This is a genomic window from Pseudonocardia sp. 73-21 (assembly GCF_001899645.1).
In the GTDB taxonomy this organism is placed as follows: Bacteria; Actinomycetota; Actinomycetes; order Mycobacteriales; family Pseudonocardiaceae; genus Pseudonocardia.
The window spans coordinates 139,463-157,416 of the sequence record NZ_MKVV01000091.1 but is presented as its reverse complement, the minus strand read 5'-3'; the positions used below and the strand labels follow the sequence as shown (position 1 = coordinate 157,416).

At 74.1% G+C, this 17,954-nt stretch carries 23 protein-coding genes and 1 pseudogene; 9 read left to right on the top strand and 15 right to left on the bottom strand.

Going from position 1 to position 17,954, the window contains the following annotated elements:
* Nucleotides 1-20 precede the first annotated feature (20 nt).
* Nucleotides 21-866 carry a hypothetical protein gene (locus BGP03_RS28630; protein ID WP_298799072.1) on the bottom strand — a complete coding sequence of 282 codons (846 nt, stop codon included), beginning with the start codon at nucleotides 864-866 and terminating at the stop codon, nucleotides 21-23.
* A gap of 144 nt (nucleotides 867-1,010) precedes the next feature.
* Nucleotides 1,011-1,631: an L-threonylcarbamoyladenylate synthase gene (locus tag BGP03_RS28625; protein WP_296368267.1), complete on the bottom strand. Its 621-nt coding sequence runs from the start codon at nucleotides 1,629-1,631 to the stop codon at nucleotides 1,011-1,013.
* Nucleotides 1,632-1,663: 32 nt separating this feature from the next.
* On the opposite strand from BGP03_RS28625, the gene BGP03_RS28620 reads away from it, so the two are divergent.
* Together BGP03_RS28620 and BGP03_RS28615 are read left to right on the top strand one after the other, a co-directional pair.
* The gene (locus tag BGP03_RS28620; protein WP_296368266.1) at nucleotides 1,664-2,029 is read left to right on the top strand and encodes a YchJ family metal-binding protein; all 366 of its coding nucleotides are present in this window, start codon (nucleotides 1,664-1,666) and stop codon (nucleotides 2,027-2,029) included.
* 108 nt (nucleotides 2,030-2,137) lie between these two features.
* Nucleotides 2,138-2,665 carry a DUF4231 domain-containing protein gene (locus tag BGP03_RS28615; protein WP_296368265.1) on the top strand — a complete coding sequence of 176 codons (528 nt, stop codon included), beginning with the start codon at nucleotides 2,138-2,140 and terminating at the stop codon, nucleotides 2,663-2,665.
* On the opposite strand, the gene BGP03_RS28610 is transcribed toward BGP03_RS28615, so the two are convergent.
* The 8 genes and pseudogenes from BGP03_RS28610 to BGP03_RS28575 all read right to left on the bottom strand — a co-directional run bounded on the left by BGP03_RS28610 (nucleotide 2,666) and on the right by BGP03_RS28575 (nucleotide 8,244).
* Nucleotides 2,666-3,127, bottom strand: a complete 462-nt coding sequence (locus tag BGP03_RS28610; RefSeq protein ID WP_298799071.1) for a GNAT family N-acetyltransferase — start codon at nucleotides 3,125-3,127, stop codon at nucleotides 2,666-2,668. It lies immediately after the preceding gene.
* 391 nt (nucleotides 3,128-3,518) lie between these two features.
* Nucleotides 3,519-3,773: a hypothetical protein gene (locus BGP03_RS28605; RefSeq protein WP_296368262.1), complete on the bottom strand. Its 255-nt coding sequence runs from the start codon at nucleotides 3,771-3,773 to the stop codon at nucleotides 3,519-3,521.
* Nucleotides 3,774-4,101: 328 nt separating this feature from the next.
* Nucleotides 4,102-4,866 carry an alpha/beta hydrolase family protein gene (locus BGP03_RS28600; protein WP_296368260.1) on the bottom strand — a complete coding sequence of 255 codons (765 nt, stop codon included), beginning with the start codon at nucleotides 4,864-4,866 and terminating at the stop codon, nucleotides 4,102-4,104.
* Nucleotides 4,867-4,987: 121 nt separating this feature from the next.
* Nucleotides 4,988-5,116 (bottom strand): annotated as a pseudogene (locus BGP03_RS28595) (MarR family transcriptional regulator); the annotation flags it as partial.
* A 96-nt stretch (nucleotides 5,117-5,212) separates the two neighbouring features.
* A complete protein-coding gene (locus BGP03_RS28590; protein WP_296368259.1) occupies nucleotides 5,213-5,725 on the bottom strand; it encodes a DUF664 domain-containing protein in 513 nt (170 codons plus the stop codon).
* A gap of 4 nt (nucleotides 5,726-5,729) precedes the next feature.
* Complete coding sequence (locus BGP03_RS28585; protein WP_298799070.1) at nucleotides 5,730-6,656, bottom strand: VWA domain-containing protein; 927 nt, start codon at nucleotides 6,654-6,656, stop codon at nucleotides 5,730-5,732.
* Between the two features lie 44 nt (nucleotides 6,657-6,700).
* Nucleotides 6,701-7,621 carry a MoxR family ATPase gene (locus tag BGP03_RS28580; RefSeq protein WP_298799069.1) on the bottom strand — a complete coding sequence of 307 codons (921 nt, stop codon included), beginning with the start codon at nucleotides 7,619-7,621 and terminating at the stop codon, nucleotides 6,701-6,703.
* A gap of 2 nt (nucleotides 7,622-7,623) precedes the next feature.
* Nucleotides 7,624-8,244, bottom strand: coding sequence for an SDR family oxidoreductase (locus tag BGP03_RS28575; protein WP_298799068.1), 621 nt, complete (start codon nucleotides 8,242-8,244; stop codon nucleotides 7,624-7,626).
* Between the two features lie 119 nt (nucleotides 8,245-8,363).
* Here BGP03_RS28575 and BGP03_RS28570 point away from each other — a divergent pair, with 119 nt between their 5' ends.
* From BGP03_RS28570 to BGP03_RS28555, 4 genes are read left to right on the top strand one after another with little or no spacing between them, the layout of a single operon-like run.
* The gene (locus BGP03_RS28570) at nucleotides 8,364-10,037 is read left to right on the top strand and encodes an SDR family oxidoreductase (protein WP_296368252.1); all 1,674 of its coding nucleotides are present in this window, start codon (nucleotides 8,364-8,366) and stop codon (nucleotides 10,035-10,037) included.
* A complete protein-coding gene (locus BGP03_RS28565; RefSeq protein WP_298799067.1) occupies nucleotides 10,034-10,900 on the top strand; it encodes a metal-dependent hydrolase in 867 nt (288 codons plus the stop codon). Before BGP03_RS28570 ends, BGP03_RS28565 begins: the two co-directional genes overlap by 4 nt.
* Before the next feature lie 24 nt (nucleotides 10,901-10,924).
* Nucleotides 10,925-11,896, top strand: a complete 972-nt coding sequence (locus tag BGP03_RS28560) for a PDR/VanB family oxidoreductase (RefSeq protein WP_298799066.1) — start codon at nucleotides 10,925-10,927, stop codon at nucleotides 11,894-11,896.
* 5 nt (nucleotides 11,897-11,901) lie between these two features.
* Nucleotides 11,902-12,492, top strand: coding sequence for a TetR/AcrR family transcriptional regulator (locus tag BGP03_RS28555; RefSeq protein WP_296368549.1), 591 nt, complete (start codon nucleotides 11,902-11,904; stop codon nucleotides 12,490-12,492).
* Between the two features lie 4 nt (nucleotides 12,493-12,496).
* On the opposite strand, the gene BGP03_RS28550 is transcribed toward BGP03_RS28555, so the two are convergent.
* Complete coding sequence (locus tag BGP03_RS28550) at nucleotides 12,497-13,126, bottom strand: VC0807 family protein (protein ID WP_296368247.1); 630 nt, start codon at nucleotides 13,124-13,126, stop codon at nucleotides 12,497-12,499.
* Between the two features lie 85 nt (nucleotides 13,127-13,211).
* A complete protein-coding gene (locus BGP03_RS28545) occupies nucleotides 13,212-13,616 on the bottom strand; it encodes a MarR family transcriptional regulator (RefSeq protein ID WP_298799064.1) in 405 nt (134 codons plus the stop codon).
* A gap of 51 nt (nucleotides 13,617-13,667) precedes the next feature.
* Here BGP03_RS28545 and BGP03_RS28540 point away from each other — a divergent pair, with 51 nt between their 5' ends.
* On the top strand, nucleotides 13,668-14,237 hold the full coding sequence (locus BGP03_RS28540; RefSeq protein ID WP_298799063.1) for a TIGR03086 family metal-binding protein: 570 nt from the start codon (nucleotides 13,668-13,670) through the stop codon (nucleotides 14,235-14,237).
* Nucleotides 14,234-15,070 (top strand): zinc-binding dehydrogenase, encoded by an 837-nt coding sequence (locus BGP03_RS28535; RefSeq protein ID WP_298799062.1) that lies wholly within the window; start codon nucleotides 14,234-14,236, stop codon nucleotides 15,068-15,070. The genes BGP03_RS28540 and BGP03_RS28535 overlap by 4 nt, the downstream gene beginning before the upstream one ends.
* Nucleotides 15,071-15,228: 158 nt before the next feature.
* Here the strand turns inward: BGP03_RS28535 and BGP03_RS28530 are convergent, their stop codons facing one another.
* The 3 genes from BGP03_RS28530 to BGP03_RS28520 all read right to left on the bottom strand — a co-directional run bounded on the left by BGP03_RS28530 (nucleotide 15,229) and on the right by BGP03_RS28520 (nucleotide 16,796).
* On the bottom strand, nucleotides 15,229-15,510 hold the full coding sequence (locus tag BGP03_RS28530) for a DUF4326 domain-containing protein (protein WP_298799061.1): 282 nt from the start codon (nucleotides 15,508-15,510) through the stop codon (nucleotides 15,229-15,231).
* A 65-nt stretch (nucleotides 15,511-15,575) separates the two neighbouring features.
* Complete coding sequence (locus BGP03_RS28525) at nucleotides 15,576-16,007, bottom strand: MarR family transcriptional regulator (RefSeq protein WP_296368238.1); 432 nt, start codon at nucleotides 16,005-16,007, stop codon at nucleotides 15,576-15,578.
* 147 nt (nucleotides 16,008-16,154) lie between these two features.
* Entirely contained in the window at nucleotides 16,155-16,796 is a 642-nt protein-coding gene (locus BGP03_RS28520; protein ID WP_296368236.1) for a TetR/AcrR family transcriptional regulator, read from the bottom strand.
* Between the two features lie 137 nt (nucleotides 16,797-16,933).
* Between BGP03_RS28520 and BGP03_RS28515 the strand changes: the two genes are divergently transcribed.
* The gene (locus BGP03_RS28515) at nucleotides 16,934-17,821 is read left to right on the top strand and encodes an MBL fold metallo-hydrolase (protein WP_299738173.1); all 888 of its coding nucleotides are present in this window, start codon (nucleotides 16,934-16,936) and stop codon (nucleotides 17,819-17,821) included.
* Nucleotides 17,822-17,954: the final 133 nt, after the last annotated feature.

The following is a 17,954-nucleotide window of genomic DNA, read 5'->3' as shown; positions in this document are numbered from 1 at the left end:
TCCAGCTTACGTCGGCCCGGTCAGTGGGCCTTCGCCGCCAGCGCGACCGCCTTGTCGCAGTTGGCCTTGTCCGTGGAGAACGAGGGGGCGCCGTTGTCGCCCACCCCGATCTGCGGGATCGACGCCGCACCACCGCCCGCGGCCGTCGTGGACACGTAGACCAGCGTGTCGCCGCGGCGCACCAGCGCCCCGGCGGAGCCGAGCATGTCGCCGGTGGTGCAGAACGCCTCGTCGCCCGCCTGGACGTCCGGGCCGAGGTAGCCGTCGGTGGAGACGGTGATGCCGTTGCCCTGGTCCTGGGATGTGCCCTTGGCCGCCGCCTTCTCCTTGGCGAACCGGGCCGTCGCGTCGGGGCCGGTGTAGGTGGCGATACGGGCCAGGCGACCGCCCCCGTTCCCGTCTGCGGAGTTCCCACTCTCCACCGCCCAGCAGCTGACGGGCGCGTCGGCCAGCACCCGGGAGTCGAGCACCGGCGCGGTCAGCCCGCCGATGGCCCCGCCGAGCTGGACCACGTCGTAGGTACCGCCCAGCGCGGCGTTCACGTCGTCGGTGGAGACCGCGTCACAGGTGGCGCTGGTGCCGCCGGCGAGGCCGCCGACCTTGTCCGCGACGGTGCCGACGACCCGGCTCACCGCGAACACCCCACCCCCGACCAGCACGACGAGCACGATCGCGGTGATGGCGAGGATCTTGCCGGTGGAGCTCTTGCGCGGCGGAGGCGCGCCGGGCCCGCCCTGCGGCGGTGGCCCGTACGGGGGCTGCCCGGACTGGGGCTGTCCGTACTGGGGCGGGCCGTACTGGGGCGGGCCGTACTGGGGCGGCCGGCCGTAGGGGCCGGGCTGGGGTGGTCCGTAGGGGGCGCTCATGGCTGACTCCTCGCTGCGTCGGGCCCCACGGCCCGGACCTGCACGATCCTGGCCGTCTCCGCCCCGCCGGAGTACTGCCCGGCGCAGCATCATCCCCTACGCGACGGGCAGGTGGATGTCACCTTTCGGCAACCCCCGCCCCGCCTACTCGAAGCGGGAGGCGTCGCCCGCGCCGTAGCGGATGATCTCCGGCTCGTCGCCCGACAGGTCGACGACCGTGGTGGGCTCCACCCCGCAGTCGCCGGAGTCGATCACCGCGTCGACGGCGTTGTCGAGCTCCTCCTTGATCTCCCAGCCCTGGGTGAGGGGCTCCTCGTGGTCGGGCAGCAGCAGCGTGCTGGACAGGATCGGCTCCCCCAGCTCGGTGAGCAGGGCCTGGGCCACCACGTGCTCGGGGATCCGCACGCCCACCGTCTTCTTCCTGGGGTGCAGCAGCTGCCGGGGCACCTCCTTGGTGGCCGGCAGGATGAACGTGTACCTGCCCGGCGTCGAGGCCTTGACCAGCCGGAACACCGAGTTGTCGACCTTCACGAACTGGCCGAGCTGCGCGAAGTCGCGGCAGACCAGCGTGAAGTGGTGGTCCTCGTCGAGATGGCGGATCTCGCGGATGCGGGCCAGCCCCTCGCGGTTGCCCAACCTGCAGCCGAGCGCGAAGCAGGAGTCGGTGGGATAGGCGATCAGCCCGCCGCCGCGGACGATGTCGACCACCTGGCCGATCGCGCGCTTCTGGGGATCCACCGGGTGAACGTCGAAGTACCGGGCCATGGGGGCAGCCTAGGGCCGGTGACAATGCCCGTGTGCCCGCTTCACCCTGTCCGTGCGGCCTGCCCGCCCCCTACGAGTCGTGCTGCGGCCGGTTCCACCACGGCGACGCCGCCCCCACCGCCGAGCTGCTGATGCGCTCGCGGTACGCGGCGTTCGTCGTCGGTGACGAGGCCTACCTGCGCCGGACGTGGGCCCCGGCCACCCGGCCCCGCCGTATCGGCATCGACCCGGCCACCCGCTGGACGGGCCTGGAGATCCTCGGCGGGACCACCGACGGGGACGCGGCGACGGTGGAGTTCCGGGCCCACCACGACGGCGGGGTGCTGCACGAGAACAGCCGCTTCGAGCGGGTGGCCGGCCGGTGGCTCTACCGCGACGGCGACCTGTCCGGACGGTGACGGAACCCTTCCGCCGTCCCGCCCCGACCTGACCTGCGCGGGGATCCCGGCGCACGGGCCCCGCGGCGCATCCTCGGGCGACCGCACCGCACGCCCGAGGAGGTTCCGATGAGCGCCACCGCCGCCGCTACGACCGACCGCACCGGCACCGTCGAGGGCGGGGGCGAGCCGGACGTCTCGCGCCGCGCCGCCCGGTACCGCCGCCGGGTCGACCACGAGCGCCGCGTCCAGCGGTGCGTCGCCCGCCGCCAGACCGTGTACGCCAACGTGCTGAGCCTGCTCCTCGTGGCCGCGGGAGCGGGGGTCGGCGTCACCGCGGGCAATCCGCCCCTCGGCACCGCCACCGTCGTCCTGGGCGCCCTCGTCGTGGTCCTGGAGGGCGTGTCGCGGGTGCTGCGGCCCGGAGCCCGCGCGGCTCGGTGCAGGCGTGCGGCCGACGCGCTCGACCGCGAGTGCCGGCTGTTCGACGCGCGCGGCCGCGGCTACCGCACCGGGGACGCCGCGGCCGAGGCCGCGTTCGTCGACGCGGTGGAGCGGATCCTCGACCACGAGTCGGCGGAGGAGCAGCGCGACGGGGACGGCTCGCTCGTGCCCGACCCGCCCGCGGCCCAGCGGGCGCTGCGCACCGTGGAGTGATCAGCTCTCGGCGCCACCGTCACCGCGTCGGTCACGGGTGGCCCGGTGCAGGCGCACCGGGCTCGGCGTCACCGCGGCGAAGGCCGCGGCCACCGCCGGCGCGGGGTCGGCGTGCAGCCACGCGCAGCCCGCCTCCGTCGCCAGGCGGAGCGCCTCGGCCACCAGGGCGCGGCCGGTCCCCCGCCGTCGACGGTCCGGCGCCACCAGCACGTCGACGAGGAACGCGTGCACACCGCCGTCCCAGGCGAGGTTGGCGAAGCCGATCATGCGCACGCCCTCGAACGCGCCGAGCCAGGTCAGGCTGTGCCGCTCCAGCTGCGCACCCCACGGGCGCAGCCGCGGTGTCTCGTCGAACGCGGCGGCGTGCAGCATCGTCAGCGCGACGTCGTCGATCGCGCACCTCTCCCGCAGGTCGGTGCCGGTCATGCCGGTCATGCCTGTCATGCCTGTCATGCCTGTCATGCCTGTCATGGTGCCGGTCGGCCGAACGACCGGTCACCAGGGCCAGCGGGCCCAGCAGCCGGCCCGGCCCGATCAGCCCCGACGGCAGCGCGAGCAGGTGCTCGTCGGTCTCGATCCCCTCGGCCACGCACGACAGCCCGAGGTCGCGCGCCGGTCCCGCGATCATCGCCACGGTGGTGAGCGACGTGGGGTCGTCGGACCGCCCCACCGTGGACGACTCGTCGATCTTCAGCCCGGTGCTCGTCAGCTGCGGGAGATGCCGCAGGCCCGCGGTCCACCGCGTTGCCGGGCCCCGCGCCGCACCCCGTCCGTTCCCGGTGTATCGCGCCGGCCTCCGCGGTGTTCACGGTCGCGGTGCGCTCCGCCCGGCCGACCAGTGGGACGGGTGGCGTCAGGCCGCGAGCTCGAACCGGCCCTGGTCGGTGATCATCGCGGGCACGCGCCCGCCGGCGGCCGCGACCGCCCCCGGGGCGATCAGGCCGACCCGCACCAGCCGGTGCGCGGCCGGCTGGTCACAGCAGCAGCGGCCGTCGAGGAAGAGGTCGGGCTCGGCACCCCAGCCCAGCTCGGCCCGTCCCGCCGCCACCGCACGCAGGATGGCGCGGTCGCGGCCCGTGAGAAGAGTGCTGTCCACTGTGGCCTCCATGTCCTCACCCCTTCTTCGTGTGGAGTGAGGATGGCGGTTCGCAGGTGCCCGGGCCGATCCCTCCGACGGCCAGTCGACGCCACGAAGGAGGCAGCTTTCCCTTACCCGAGCGCAACCGCCACTCGGCGCGCGCACGACGCCCCCGCCCACGAGCGCCGCGGCCACGGCGGTGAGCGCGAGACCGGCGACCGTGATCGTCTCGCCGGAGTCCGCGGTCTGCCGCCCGCTCCCGCCCGGCGTCGCGACGGCACAGGTGAACAGCGCCACGAGAATGCCGCGAGGATGCCGCGAGGATGGTGACGGTGACCGCGACGCGACGGCCGGGGTCCTACCGGTGCAGCGGCAGCCAGGCCAGCACCTCCTGGATGCGGGCGTCCCAGAGGCCCCACTCGTGGCTGCCGGGACCGATGTCGCTGGTCACGGCCACGCCGGCGGCCTCGGCGGCGGCGAGGAAGCGGCGGTTGCCGGGCAGCAGGGGGTCCTCGGTGCCGCAGGTGACGTGCAGGGCCGGGGTGGTGGCCGGGTCGGCCCCGCCCACCAGCGCGAGCAGGTCGCCGTCGGTGTCGCGGGGGCCGTCGGGGCCGAAGATCCGCGTCAGCAGGGGGTCCGGGAACCGCTCGCAGAGCGCGGCCGCGTCCAGGACGCCCGACAGGCTCGCGGCGGCGGCGAAGCGTTCCGGCTGCCGCAGCGCCCACTTCAGCGCCCCGTAGCCGCCCATCGACAGTCCGGCGACGAACGTGTCCTCCCGGCGCGTGGAGACCCGGAAGAACGAGGAGACGATCGCGGGCAGCTCCTCGGACAGGAACGTCCAGTACCGGTTGCCGTTCACCTCGTCGGCGTAGAACGACTTGTGCACCTGCGGCATCACCACCGCCAGTCCCAGCGGCGCGGCGTAGCGCTCGATCGACGTGCGGCGCAGCCAGATCGTGTCGTCGTCGGTCATGCCGTGCAGCAGGTAGAGCACCGGCGGGGCGTCGTCACCCGCCGCACCGGCCATCCCGATCTGGCCGGAGGTGGTCTGCGGCAGGAGCACGGTCATCGAGGTGCTCAGCCCGAGGGATTCGGCGAAGAAGTCGCAGCGGAGGAGGGCCATGGGGTGATCATGCCCGGGCGGTGATCGCCGCGGTGATCCCGTCGAGGAAGCCGTCGACGACGCGCCGGTCCTGCTCGGAGAGCGACCGCCCCACCGCGTCGATGGCCAGGATCGGCGGCAGTCAGACCGCCAGGTTGGCGCGCTGGGCCGAGGGCCGCGGGGCGACGGTGACCCGGCGCCGGTCGGTGTCGCGGCGGATGCGCTCGACGTGTCCGGCGGCCTCGAGGCGGTCCACCAGGACCGTGGCCGACGCCGACCGGACACGCCCTCATGATCGCCACCGGCCGCACGCCATCGCCCCGGCGAGGGCGCGAAGGTGCGGCCCGTCGCGATCACCGGGTGGCGCCTAGGTCGCCCGGAGCACGATCCCCCGGACGAAGGCAGCCTGGCCGGCGTGCTGCAGCGTGTCGTTGACGACGCTCACCAGCCGCACGGCCAGCGTGACGGGCGGGTCCCAGCGCTCGTCGACGACACGCTCGAGGTCGTCGTCCGTCAGGTCATCACGGAGATACGCGACGGTCTGCGCGTGCACGGCGTCGTGGTAGCCCAGCAGCAGGTCGGCGGGAACGCGCACCTTCGCCACGTCGGCGCTGCCCTGGCCGTAGCCGATGGCGGCGTCGGGGAAGGGCAGGCCGAAGCGGTCGCTCCAACCGGCGGCGGTCCACACCTCGTCGAGGTCGGAGACGCCGGCGAGGTGGTCGTCCTGCACGCGGGTCAGGTGCCACACGAGCCAGGCGATGGAGTTGGCGTCGGCGTCGAGGCGGACGGCGAGCTGGTCGTCGGTGAGGTCGGCGACGGCGGCGTGCACCGTCTCCCTGACCCGGTCGAAGGCGTCGATGAGCAGTTCGGAAGGCAGCACGCCCTCATCCTCCCGCCAACACCCGGTTGAGCGCAGGGGCGACGTCGCGGTGGGTGGCCACCGCCGCGAACCGGCCGTGGCCCAGCCGCGCCATGTCCGCGCCCAACGCCCGGTCGTGCTCGCCGTCGGTCTGCAGCAGCACGTGCAGCTCCGGGAAGCGCCGGGCGACCGTGCGCGGGTCGGGGCCGGCGTTGTGCACGGCGTCGGTGAGCAGCACCGCGCTGCGCCGCCGCGCCGCGGACCGCGCCAGCTCGGCGTGCGCCACCGTCAGCGCGAAGTGCACGTTCGTCAGGCCGCGCGCGGGGATGCGCAGCAGCTGATCCAGCAGCCGCACCGCGGGCACGTGTGCCTCCAGCGGTGTGAGCAGGGCGGCGTCGGACCAGAACGCCACCACGGCGAGCTGGTCGTCGGTGAGATCGGCCGACAGGGCCGCGACGGTGGCGGCGGCCATCCTCACCTTCTCCCCGCGCATCGACCCCGACACGTCGACGATCAGCACCACGGCCCGCCGTGACCGCATCCGTTCCCGCACGATGACGTCGGTGTCCTCGGGGTAGGGCCGCCCGGTGAGCATCTCGATGGTGCGGTCGAGGTCGATGTCGTCGGACCGGTACCGGTACGGAACGCTCGCGAGCTTCCCCGCCCCGCGCTCGGCCCGCGGGTCGCGGGGGCGGCGGCGGATCGACAGCCGCCGGGCGATCCGCTGCGCCATGACGGCCACCTCCCGGTCGGGTGCGCGGTCCTCGACGAGGTCACCGATGTCGCGCAGGGCCGCCTTCTGGTGCGTGACGAGCACGCCCTGGCCACCAGCGGCCTGGCTCAGCTCCCCGGTGCCGCGCCCGGCGAGATCGACGTCCACGACGAGCGGCGAGCCCCCGCCCTGCTGGTACAGCGCCGGCGCCTCGGCGAGCTGTTTGGGCCTGCGGCGCAACGGGGCCGGGCCCCGCTGCCCCGAGGAGACGGCGTTGTCGACGTCTAGCCGGTGGACTCCCGGCGCCGCGCGCCGGGGAGCGAGAAAAAATGGTTCTCCCAGATCTCGGTGATCACCGCCTCCGGGGTGACGTCGCTGGCCTCGTCCACCCCGATGCGCCCCGAGAGCGCCAGCAGCGCGGCGTCGAGCACCAGCCGTTCCCGTTCCGGGTAGGTGCCCAGCTTCGCCAGCTCCGCGGCGATGGCGGCGAGGTCGATCGCCCCGCGCACCGACGACCCGCGCCGCAGCTCCGGATGCGAGCGCGTGGCCCGGGTGATGGCCACGGCGTCGGCGACGAGCTGCGCGGCAGCGCTGCCGGATCCGGCCGAGCCGGTGGGCAAGCCGGTGCGCACCGCCACGATGTCGGCCTCCTCCCCCGCGTCCTGGTAGCCGACGGCGAGCCGACACCAGCGGTCGTAGACCGAGTCGGAGATCCGCGCGGTGCCGACGTTGTCGAACGGGTTCATCGACGCCAGCACGCGGAACGTCGGCAACGCGGTGATCACCCCGACCCGCGGCACCGTCACCTCCCGCTCCGCCATCGCCCCCAGCAGCACGTTGAGCGTGTCCTCCGGTGCGCGGTTGAGCTCCTCGATGTAGAGGAACCCGCCGCCCTGCATCGCCTCCACCAGCGGGCCCGGCACGAAGTTCTCCGGGGAGTAGCCCTCGCGCAGCACCCGCGCCGGGTTGTGGTGGCCCACCAGCCGGGCCGGGGTGAGCTCGGCGTTGCCCTCCACCAGCACGAACGGCACGCCCCAGTTCGCGGTGATCGCGCGCAGCATCGTCGACTTCGACGTGCCCGGCGGGCCCTCGAGAAGAATGTCCCGGCCGGCGGACACGGCCGCGAGCGTGAGGTCGAGCTCGCGGCGGCGCCCGACGACGCCGTCGGCGATCGCGTCGCGGCGGGCCCGGCTGGTGGCGACCACGCTCAGCCCGCGTTGGCCGCGGTGGCACCGGCGGCGACCGCGAGGGTCTCCCCGGTGATGTAGCGGGCCTCGTCGGAGCACAGGAACACCATCGCGTTGGAGATGTCGATCGGCTCGATCCACGGCACCGGGATCGCGTTGAGCGACTGGAACGCCGGCGCCGCGTCCTCCCGCGTGGGGTTCTCGGTGTCGGGCAGGAACAACGCGTAGGCGGCGGGGTTCTGGATCATGGTGGTGTCCACGCCCGTCGGGCACACCGCGTTCACGGTGATCCCGTTGCCGCCCACCTCCATCGCGGGCGACGAGAAGATCCCGGCGTTGGCGAGGAGGAAGTCGACCCGGCCCAGCTCCGTGACCGCCCGCTCGACGAACGCCCGCACCTGGGCACCGTCGCGGACGTCGGCGGTGACCCCCACGCAGCGCCGGTCCAGCTCCTCGACCAGCTTGGTCGTCTCGTCGAGATCGGCCGACCGGGACATCGGATAGGGCACGGAGTCGAGCTGCGCCGCGATGTCGCAGAACGCCACGTCGGCGCCCTCGCGGGCGAACGCCAGGGCGTGCGAGCGGCCCTGACCGCGCGCACCACCGGTGATCAGGACGACCCTGCCGTCGAACTTTCCCATCGCTCCTCCTCGAGCTTCGGTTCGTGTCGGACGCCCTCGTGTGTGTACCACCAACGCTGCCGTTGACGGACCCGATCGGCGGACTCGCCATTTGTTGACACATTTTCTAGGATGACGCCATGTCTCATACGGTGACGAGTCCCGACGGCGTGCGGCTCGCGGTGCAGACCAGCGGGGACGCGACCTCCCCGACCGTGGTGGCCGTGCACGGCTACCCCGACGACCACACGGTGTGGGACGGCGTCGTCGCCGACCTGTCCGTCGACCACCGCGTCGTCACCTACGACGTGCGTGGCGCAGGCGGGTCCGACGCCCCGCGCGACCGGGCCGGCTACCGCCTCGACCGGCTCACCGACGACCTCGTCGCCGTGCTCGACGACGTGGCACCCGGGCAGCAGGTGCACCTGCTGGCGCACGACTGGGGCGCGATCCAGACCTGGCACTCGGTCACCGACCCCCGCCTGGCCGGCCGGGTCGCGTCGTTCACGTCGATCTCCGGGCCGGATCTCGACCACGTCGGGGCCTGGTTCCGGAAGCGGCGGTCGCGCAGGGACACGCTGCGGCAGGCGCTCTCGTCCTGGTACACGGTGCTGTTCCGGCTGCCGGTGCTGCCCGAGCTGATCTGGCGGTCCGGCCTGGGCGCGCGTGTGCTGGGCGGGCCGGCGCCGCTCACGCGCAACGCCGTCAACGGCCTCGAGCTCTACCGCGCCAACATCGCCGAGCGTCTGGGGAACCCGCAGCCGCGCGGCACCGACGTACCGGTGCAGGTGCTCGCGCCCACCCTCGACCGCTACGTCACCGCGCCGCTGCAGACCGAGATCGAGCCCTATGCACCCGACCTGCGGGTACGCCGCATCCCCGGCGGCCACTGGGTGCCGCGCAGCCGTCCCGCGGTGATCGCCCGCTGCGTGCGTGAGCTCGTCGCCCACGTCGAGGGCGGGCCGGAGGCGCCGTCGCTGCGCCGGGCCCGCGCCGGCACCGGACGCTGGACCGACCGGCTCGTCGTCGTCACGGGGGCCGGGAGCGGCATCGGCCGGGAGACCGCGAAGGCGTTCGCCTCCCGGGGAGCCCGGGTCATCGCGGCCGACCGGGACCTGGCCACCGCGGAGGAGACCGTCGGGCTGCTCGGCGGCCGGGGCGCGGCGATGCAGGTCGACGTGTCCGACGGCGCCGCCATGGAGGAGTTCGCCAAGCGCGTGGCCGCCGACCACGGCGTGCCCGACGTGGTGATCAACAACGCGGGGATCGGCATGGCCGGCTCGTTCGTCGACACCTCGGTGGCCGACTGGCAGAAGATCATCGACGTCAACCTGTGGGGCGTCATCCACGGCTGCCGGCAGTTCGCGCCGCTGCTGCAGGAGCACGGCGAGGGCGGCCACATCGTCAACGTCGCGTCCGCGGCGGCCTACACCTGGGCACGCACCCTCTCGGCCTACGCCACCACCAAGTCCGCGGTGCTCGCGCTCTCGGAGTGCCTGCGCGCCGAGCTCGCCGACGACGGCATCGGCGTCAGCGCCCTGTGCCCGGGCTTCGTGCACACCAACATCACCGCCACCACGCGCTTCGTGGGCGCCGACGCGGCCACCGAGCAGCGCCGTCGCAACGCCACCACCGCCGCGTACGCGAAGCGCAACTACACCCCGGACCGCGTCGCGCAGGCCGTCGTGCGGGCCGTGGAGAAGGACGTCGCGCTGGCGCCCGTCACGCCGGAGGCGCACGTCACGCTGGCCCTGTCGCGGCTGACGCCGGGTCTGCTGCGGGCCGTCGCGCGTCGTGACCTGGGGCCGAAGTGAGCGGGGACGACCGGATCGCGCTGACCGCCCGCGCGGTCGCGTTCGACTGGTCGGCCCTGCCCGTGCACTGGATCCCGGGCGAGCCCTTCGCCACCCACCTCCTCGACGTGCTGCACCTGCTGCTGCCCGAGGGCGAGCGGTGGTTCGTGCGGGTGTTCGGCGCGGCGTTGCCGCTGGTCCGCGACCCGGCACTGGCCGAGGACGTGCGCGGCTTCATCGGGCAGGAGGCGATGCACGCGTCGTCGCACCAGGGGGTGCTCGACCACTTCGCCGCCCGCGGCGTCGACACCTCCCCCTACGTCCGCCAGGTGGAGTGGATGTTCACCCAGGCCCTGGGCGAGCGCGACCTCACCGGCGACGCCGCCCGCGAGTGGCTCGTGGAGCGCGTCGCGCTGATCGCGGCGATCGAGCACGTCACCGCGTTCCTCGGGCAGTGGGTGCTCGACGCCCGCGCCCTGGACGCCGCCGGCACCGACCCCACGATGCTCGACCTGCTGCGCTGGCACGGCGCCGAGGAGGTGGAACACCGGGCGGTGGCCCACGACCTGCTCGTGCACCTCGACAGCCGCTACAGCCGGCGGGTTCGGGCGCTGATCCCCGCGGTGCCGATCCTGGTGCGGCTGTGGGCGCAGGGCGTCGGTTTCCTGCTGCGCCGCGACCCGGTGCCGACGAGAGCGCGCTGGCGCGACCTGCACCGGGCCGCGACGTTGGGGCTGTGTCCCGCGTTCCGGCCGACGCTGCGCGCGATGGCGGCCTACCTGCGGCCGGGTTACCACCCGTCGCACTACGGTTCCACGGACGCGGCCGTGGCCTACCTCGCCACGTCGTCGGCGGCCCGGGCCGCCGACGAGCGGGCGGCATGACCGGCCCGGCCCGGGGTGCACGGCATGGGTGACCCGGGGCGCACCATGCGGCGGGTCGACGCCGTGGTCGGGTTGACCGCGCGGTTGGCCGTCCGCTCGGGGCGCCGGCGGCGCCCGGCCCCTGCGGTCGACCGCGACCTGCGCCTGGCCGTCGCCGAGGTCCGGGCCGAGGCGCCGGACGTCGTCGGGCTGACGCTGGCCGGCCCGGGCCCGCTGCCCGCCTGGCGGCCCGGCGCCCACCTCGACCTCGTCCTGCCCTCGGGCCTGGTGCGCCAGTACTCGCTGTGCGGAGACCCCTTGCGGCGCAGCGAGTACCGCATCGCGGTGCGCCGCGTCGGTGCCGGATCGACCGAGGTGCACGGCCTGCGCGCGGGTGACCCCGTCACCGTGCGCGGCCCCCGCAACGCGTTCCCGTTCGTGGCGGCCGAGCGCTACCTGTTCCTCGCGGGCGGCATCGGGATCACCCCGCTGGCCGCGATGGCCCGGGCGGCGACCACCGACTGGCGTCTCGTGCACGTCGGACGCGACCGGGCGTCGCTGCCGCTGTCGTCCGGGCTCGATCCCGCGCGGGTGTCCCTGCGACCCGACGACGAGCACGGCGGGCCGGCGTCGGCCGGGGAGCTGCTGGAGGGCTGGACGCCCGGCACGGCCGTCTACTGCTGCGGCCCGCCCCCGATGATCGACGTGGTGCGCCGCGCGATGCCCGCCGGCCACCCGTTCCACGCCGAGCGGTTCTCCCCTCCCCCGATCCGGGGCGGCCGGCCGTTCGTGCTCGACGTCGACGGGGTGGCCGTGCCGGTGCCCGCCGACCGCTCCGCCCTGGACGCCGTGCTGACCGTGCGGCCGGAGGTGCCCTACTCGTGCCGTCAGGGGTTCTGCGGAACGTGCCACGTGCCCCTGCTGGCCGGGGAGACCGAGCACGACACGGCCGGGCCGGGGCGCATCGCGCTGTGCGTCGCGCGCGCGGCGGGCGAGTCGGTCAGGATCGGCCTGTGAGACGCATGAGCCCCGAGCGGCGCCGCGAGCAGCTCATCGAGGTGGCGCTGGAGATCTACGGGCGGGTGCCGCCCGAGCAGGTCACCGTCGACGACGTCACCGGTGCCGCCGACGTCTCCCGCGCGCTGTTCTACCGCTACTTCCGCGGCATGGACGAGCTGCACGTGGCGGCGCTGAGCACGATCGTGGCCGAGATGGTCGACCGGATCTCGTTGCCCGCCGGGGAGTCCGTGGCCGACCAGCTGCGCAGCGCGGTCGAGGCCTTCTTCGGGGTGGTGGAGCGGCACGCGGAGGCGTACGTGGCCCTGCTGCGCAGCGGTTCGGTGATCTCCACCGACCAGACCGACGCCATCGTCGACGGCGTCCGCGACCACATCGTCACCCTGCTGCGCGAGCGCGGCGGGATCACCGACCCGTCCCCGCTGATGGCGATGACGCTGCGGGGCTGGGTGGCGCTCGTGGAGGGCGCGAGCCTCACGTGGCTGCAGGAGCAGAAGGTGCCGCGCGACGAGCTGGTGGCCTGGCTGTGCGACCAGCTCGCGGCGATGCTCGCCATGACCTCGCACCACGACGGCAGCGAGCTGGTGCTGGAGTGACCGGTCACGCCGCGTGCGCCAGGCGCTGCACGCGGGCGGTGTACCAGCCGTTCCAGATCCCCAGCAGCGAGAACGCGGTGATCATGATGACGGTCGAGAGGCCGACCATGACGTCCACCGGCAGCGCGTAGATCAGCGGGACCCGCACCAGCGACTCGACGATCAGCCCGACGCCCCAGACGAGGGCCGAGACCGTGAACGCGCGCCGCGCGGCGGGCCGGGTGGCGAACCGGTCCTCGAGCTCGGCCGCGCCAGCGGGGTTCCAGCTCTTCGCCGCGGCGAGGGTGAGCGGGCGGCGCGCCAGGATCGAGACCAGGAACGCGGCGCCGACCGCAGCGGTGGTGACCGAGTCCTTGAGCAGCAGGAACCGTGCGTCGCCCGCGAGGAACGACAGGCCGAGCCCGACGCCCCAGACCAGAAGCATCACCGACGCGAAGGCGTCGAGCGTGCGGTCGCGGACGGCGACCCAGGCGATCCGCCCGCCCGCGACGACGGCCGCGGCGAGCAGAGCCACCCCGTCGCTCGCGCCCAGGGCGTGCAGGGCGTAGTAGGCACCGACGGAGCCGCCCACGTCCCACAGGAGGCCGGTGACCATCCCGCGACGGCCGGAGGCGGTGGGGGCGGTGGTGGTCATCATGGCCTCGTTCCGGGTCGGCGCTGTGCTGTCATCGCTGTGCTGTGTCATCACGATGCACCTTCCCAGTCCGACATGTCAAGACTTACATGTCGAGTCGGTCGGCCTCCGCCTGCAATGACCGTCGCAGCGTCGCCGCGTCGCCGAACAGGTCCTCCTCCAGCGCACGGATCGCCGCCCGGCAGTCCGCGAGCAGGGACCGGCCGGTGTCGGTCAGCGCCACCACGCGGTTGCGCCGGTCGTCCGGATCCGGGGTGCGGCGCAGCAGGTCACGGGCCTCGAGCCGGTCGAGGATCGGGATCAGCCGCGTCTTGTCGCGTCCGACCGCGGCGGCCAGCTGCGACTGGGTCGGCGCGGCCCCCTGCTCCAGCCCGCCGAGCACGACGTAGTCCCACATCTCGACGCCGTGGGCGCGCAGCACGGGCACCTCGGCGTCGACGACGGCGCGCGTGAGCGCGTGCAGGAGGGTACCCAGATCCCGGTCGGTCACCGGCGAACCATATCCGTTGACATATCGTCTACAGCAGTAGATGGTCTCGGCATGGCGATAATCGACCTCCACCACCGTGCGCTCACCGTCGCGGGCGCGGTGGTCGCCCGCGTCCGGTCCACCGATCTCGCTCGACCGACGCCCTGCGCCGGCTGGGACCTCGCCGCCCTGCTCGGGCACATGGTCGGCCAGAACCACGGGTTCGCGGAGGCGGTCGAGGCCGGCTCGGCGCCCCGGTCCGCCTACGCTCCCCGACCAGCGGGATGGCCGGCGTCGGCCGATCGCCTGACCAGCGCGTTCGCCACCGCTCCTCCCGACCGGGTGGTGCTGCTCGTCGAGATCAGCGAGGAGCTGCGCTTCCCCGTTCCGGTGGTCGCCGGCTTCCACCTGCTCGACACCGTCGTCCACACCTGGGACGTGGCCACGGCGTTGGGCGAACCCTTCCGCCCCGACGACGAGCTGGTCGCCGCCACGCTCGCGCAGGCCCGGCTGGTGCCCGCCGGCGCGGCCCGCGTCCGTCCCGGCGCGGCGTTCGCCCCCGTCCTGCCCGCCGCCGGTGACGACTGGGAGCAGGCCCTGGCGTTACTCGGCCGCGACCCGCACGGGAGGCTCGCGGCATGACCACGGTCGGCGCGGAGGTGCCCGGCGGCGGGGCACCCGGCGCGCGCGTGACGCTGCAGGCCGGGCAGGTCTGCGGGATCTGCGCGAACTGCGTGCGCCGCCGCACGCCGTGCCCGCAGGTGCTCACCCGCGGCGTCGACTACGACGGCGGCTGGGCGCAGTTCACGATCGCCCGCCACGACACGCTCGCCGCCATTCCCGACGCGCTGCCGTTCGACCAGGCCGCGATCATCCCGGACGCCGTGTCCACCCCGTACGCGGCCGTGGTCGTCACGGGCGGGGTGCGGCCCGCGCAGTCCGTCGGGATCTGGGGTGCGGGTGGGCTCGGGGTGCACGCCGTCCGGGTCGCGCGGCTGGCGGGCGCCGCCCCGATCGTCGTGGTCGACCCGCTGCCCGCCGCCCGGGAGCGCGCGCTGACGTTCGGCGCCGACGTCGCCCTCGACCCGGCCGATCCCGGCTTCCGCCGGTCCGTGCTCGCGGCCACCGCGGGCCGGGGCCTCGACGTGGCCTTCGACTTCGCCGGGGCCGGGCCGGTGCGCGACCAGGCCGCCGGGGTGCTCGCCGCGGGCGCCCAGCTGGTGCTGGTCGGTCTGACGCCGGGGCCGGTCGCGATCACCGACGGCACCGTGTTCAGCATCCGCGGCAACGCCGTGCGCGGGCACTACGGCTCCAGCCCCGACCACGTCGAGCAGCTCATCCGGCTGGTGGCCGCCGGGCGGCTCGATCTCGGCCCGTCGATCAGCGGGCACGTGCCGCTGGCCGACGCGGCCGAGGCCGTGGAGGCGTTGGAGCACAAGAAGGGCGACCCGATCCGCCTCGTGCTCACGCCCTGATCACGCCCGACGGCGGGTGTTCCGGAACGCGGCCACCTTGCGCAGCCGCCGGGAGGTCGAACAGCCGGCGGCGGGCGTCGTCGGTGAAATCGGCGCCGCAGGCGGTCGCGTCGCCGGCGTTCCGGGCGGGCCGGTCTCCCGCCGGGAACCCGGCACTGTCACGGGTGGTTCACGAGCTCCAGCAGCACGTCGGCGTGGCAGGGGCCGTCGAGCGGGCACCAGCAGGCCAGATCGCGGCCGGCCAGCTCGGCCCGCGCCCGGGCCAGCAGCTCCGGGTCGTCGAGCAGGTGGGTGCGGTAGCGGGCGACGATCTCCGCGCGCAACCCGTCCGGGCCCAGCCGGAACGGGTTGCCGAACACCGACGGCCGGGCCACGACGACCACGCCGTCGGGCTTCCGCCAGCCCTTGGTGCGCCGCAGTCGGACGCGTCCCGGGCTCACGCGCGGAGCCCCTCCAGCGGGAACAGGTAGGTGCCCGACGAGGGGGACGGCGTCGACGAGAACCCTCACAGCACGTTGTTCCGCAGCCGGTCCAGCAGCTCGCGCAGCCGGTCGAGATCCGTCGCGTCGAATCCGGCGCGCAGCCGCTCGTCGTGCTCCGCCGCGGCGAGCCGCAGCCGGTGGAACGCCGTCTCCCCCGCCTCGGTCAGCTCCACGAGGTGCACCCGCCGGTTCTCCGGGTCCCGGCGGCGGGTGAGCAGCCCGTCGGACTCCATGCCGTTGAGGTGGTGGGTGAGCGTGGCGCCCTGGATGCCGACGGCGGCGGCCAGCTCGCGCTGGTTGGCCACGGGACGGGTCTTGAGCGACAGCAGCACGAGCCAGGTCGGGCGCGATCCCCCGGCCGCGGTCAGCGCCTCGTCGAAGGCCCGCCCGACCACCCGCGCGACGGCCGCCAGCTCCATGCCGATCGGAGGGGCGATGGGCGGTCCGGAGGGCATGAGCCGACCCTATCTCGCGTCGACGTCGAACGCATCGACGTCACAGCGTTGCTGTTCCCGCATGATGGGGGACGTGAGAGACGCCGTCGGGATCGTCGTGCACCCCGACCGGCCCGCGGCGCTGACGCGGCTCGTCCCGGGCGGGTTCTAGACCTGCAGACCCCTGAGCAGCGTCTCGGCGTAGGCCGCGCCGATCTCCTCGGCGGGCACGGTGGACGTGGTGGGGTCGAACCAGCGGTTGGACCAGGCCACCATGCCGATGATCCCGAACCCGATCACCCACGCCTGGGTCTCGGTGCGCAGCGTGCCCTCGTCGATGCCGGCCTGCACGATCGCCACCACGGCGTTCTCGTAGCGCTTGTTGTGGTGGCGCATCTCGCGGGCCCAGTCGGAGGTGTCCCGCGCGCCGGTGCCGAGGTTCTCCTGGATGTAGACGTAGAGGAACGGGTAGGTCTCGGCGTAGGACACCATCAGGCTGCGCACCAGCGTGCGCAGCTTGTCGGGCGCCGCACCGGGGCCGGCCAGGATCTGCTCCGCGGTGTCGGCGTTGGTCTCCACCGCCGTGCCGACGACCTCGTGGAACAGCTCCTCCTTGCTGCCGACGTAGTAGTACAGCGACGCGCGGTCGAGGCCCATGGCCTCCGCGATGTCCATGAGCTTCGTGCCGCGGTAGCCGTTCTTCTTGAACATCTCCGCCGCCGCGTGCACGATCTCGGTGCGCCGCTCCTGGTAGGCGGCCCCGCCCTCGTCGCGGGCCGCTGCCCGCCGCCGGCCGATTCCGCTCGTCATCCCTCGCCGTTCCGTTCGTGGAGCCGCCCACTCGTCGAGTTGCGGAGCCTACCTGCGGCAGGATGGGCATCGTGAGCTCCTCCCCCCACGACCCTGCCCATGACGATCGGGACCTTCCGCCGGGTGACCTGCAGGAGGTGAGCGAGAACGTCTTCGCCTACGTCCAGCCCGACGGCAGCTGGTGGATCAACAACACCGGCCTGCTGATGGGCCGCACCGGCGCCGTCGCGATCGACTCGTGCTCCACCGAGCGCCGCACCCGCGCGTTCCTGGGCGCGGTCGGCGCCGTCACCGAACGGCCCGTCCGCACGCTGGTCAACACCCACCACCACGGCGACCACACCCACGGCAACCACCTGTTCGGCGGCGCGACGATCGTCGGGCACGAGCAGACGCGCGCGCAGGTGCTGGCCGCCGGCAAGCCGAACTTCCCTGGCATCTGGACGCCCGTGGAGTGGGGCGAGATCGAGCTGGCACCGCCGTTCCTCACCTACACCGAGGGCGTGACGCTCTGGGTGGACGATCTCCGCTGCGAGGTCCGTCACGTCGGCACCCCCGCCCACACCACGAACGACTCGATCGTCTGGATCCCGGAGCGGTCGCTGCTGTTCTCGGGCGATCTACTCTTCCACGGCGGCACCCCGTTCCTGCTGATGGGCTCGATCGCCGGCGCCGTCCAGGTCTGCGAGGAGGTGCTCGCGCCGCTGGGCGCCACCACGATCGTGCCCGGTCACGGCGAGCCCGCCGGCCCGTCGGTGATCGACGACGTGCTGGGCTACCTGCGCTTCGTCACGGACGTGGCGGAACGCGGTCGCGCAGCCGGGCTCACGCCCCTGGAGACGGCCCGCGAGACCGACCTCGGCGAGTACGAGGGCTGGCTGGACGCCGAGCGCATCGTGGGCAACCTCCACCGCGCCTACGCGGAGCTGGACGGGGCGGAGCGCGGCGCACAGATCGACGTGGTGGCGGCGCTGAGGGACATGGTGGAGTACAACGGCGGCCGCCCCCTGAGCTGCTACGCCTGACGCGTTCGCGAGCGGACGTGCGTACGCGCGCGAACGACGCTGGCAGCTACGGCGGAGACGGTCGGCCACCAGTGCGGAGTTCCCCAGGTCCGACCAGATCCGCATCATCGCCGCCCGGCTACGGGACTCCCCA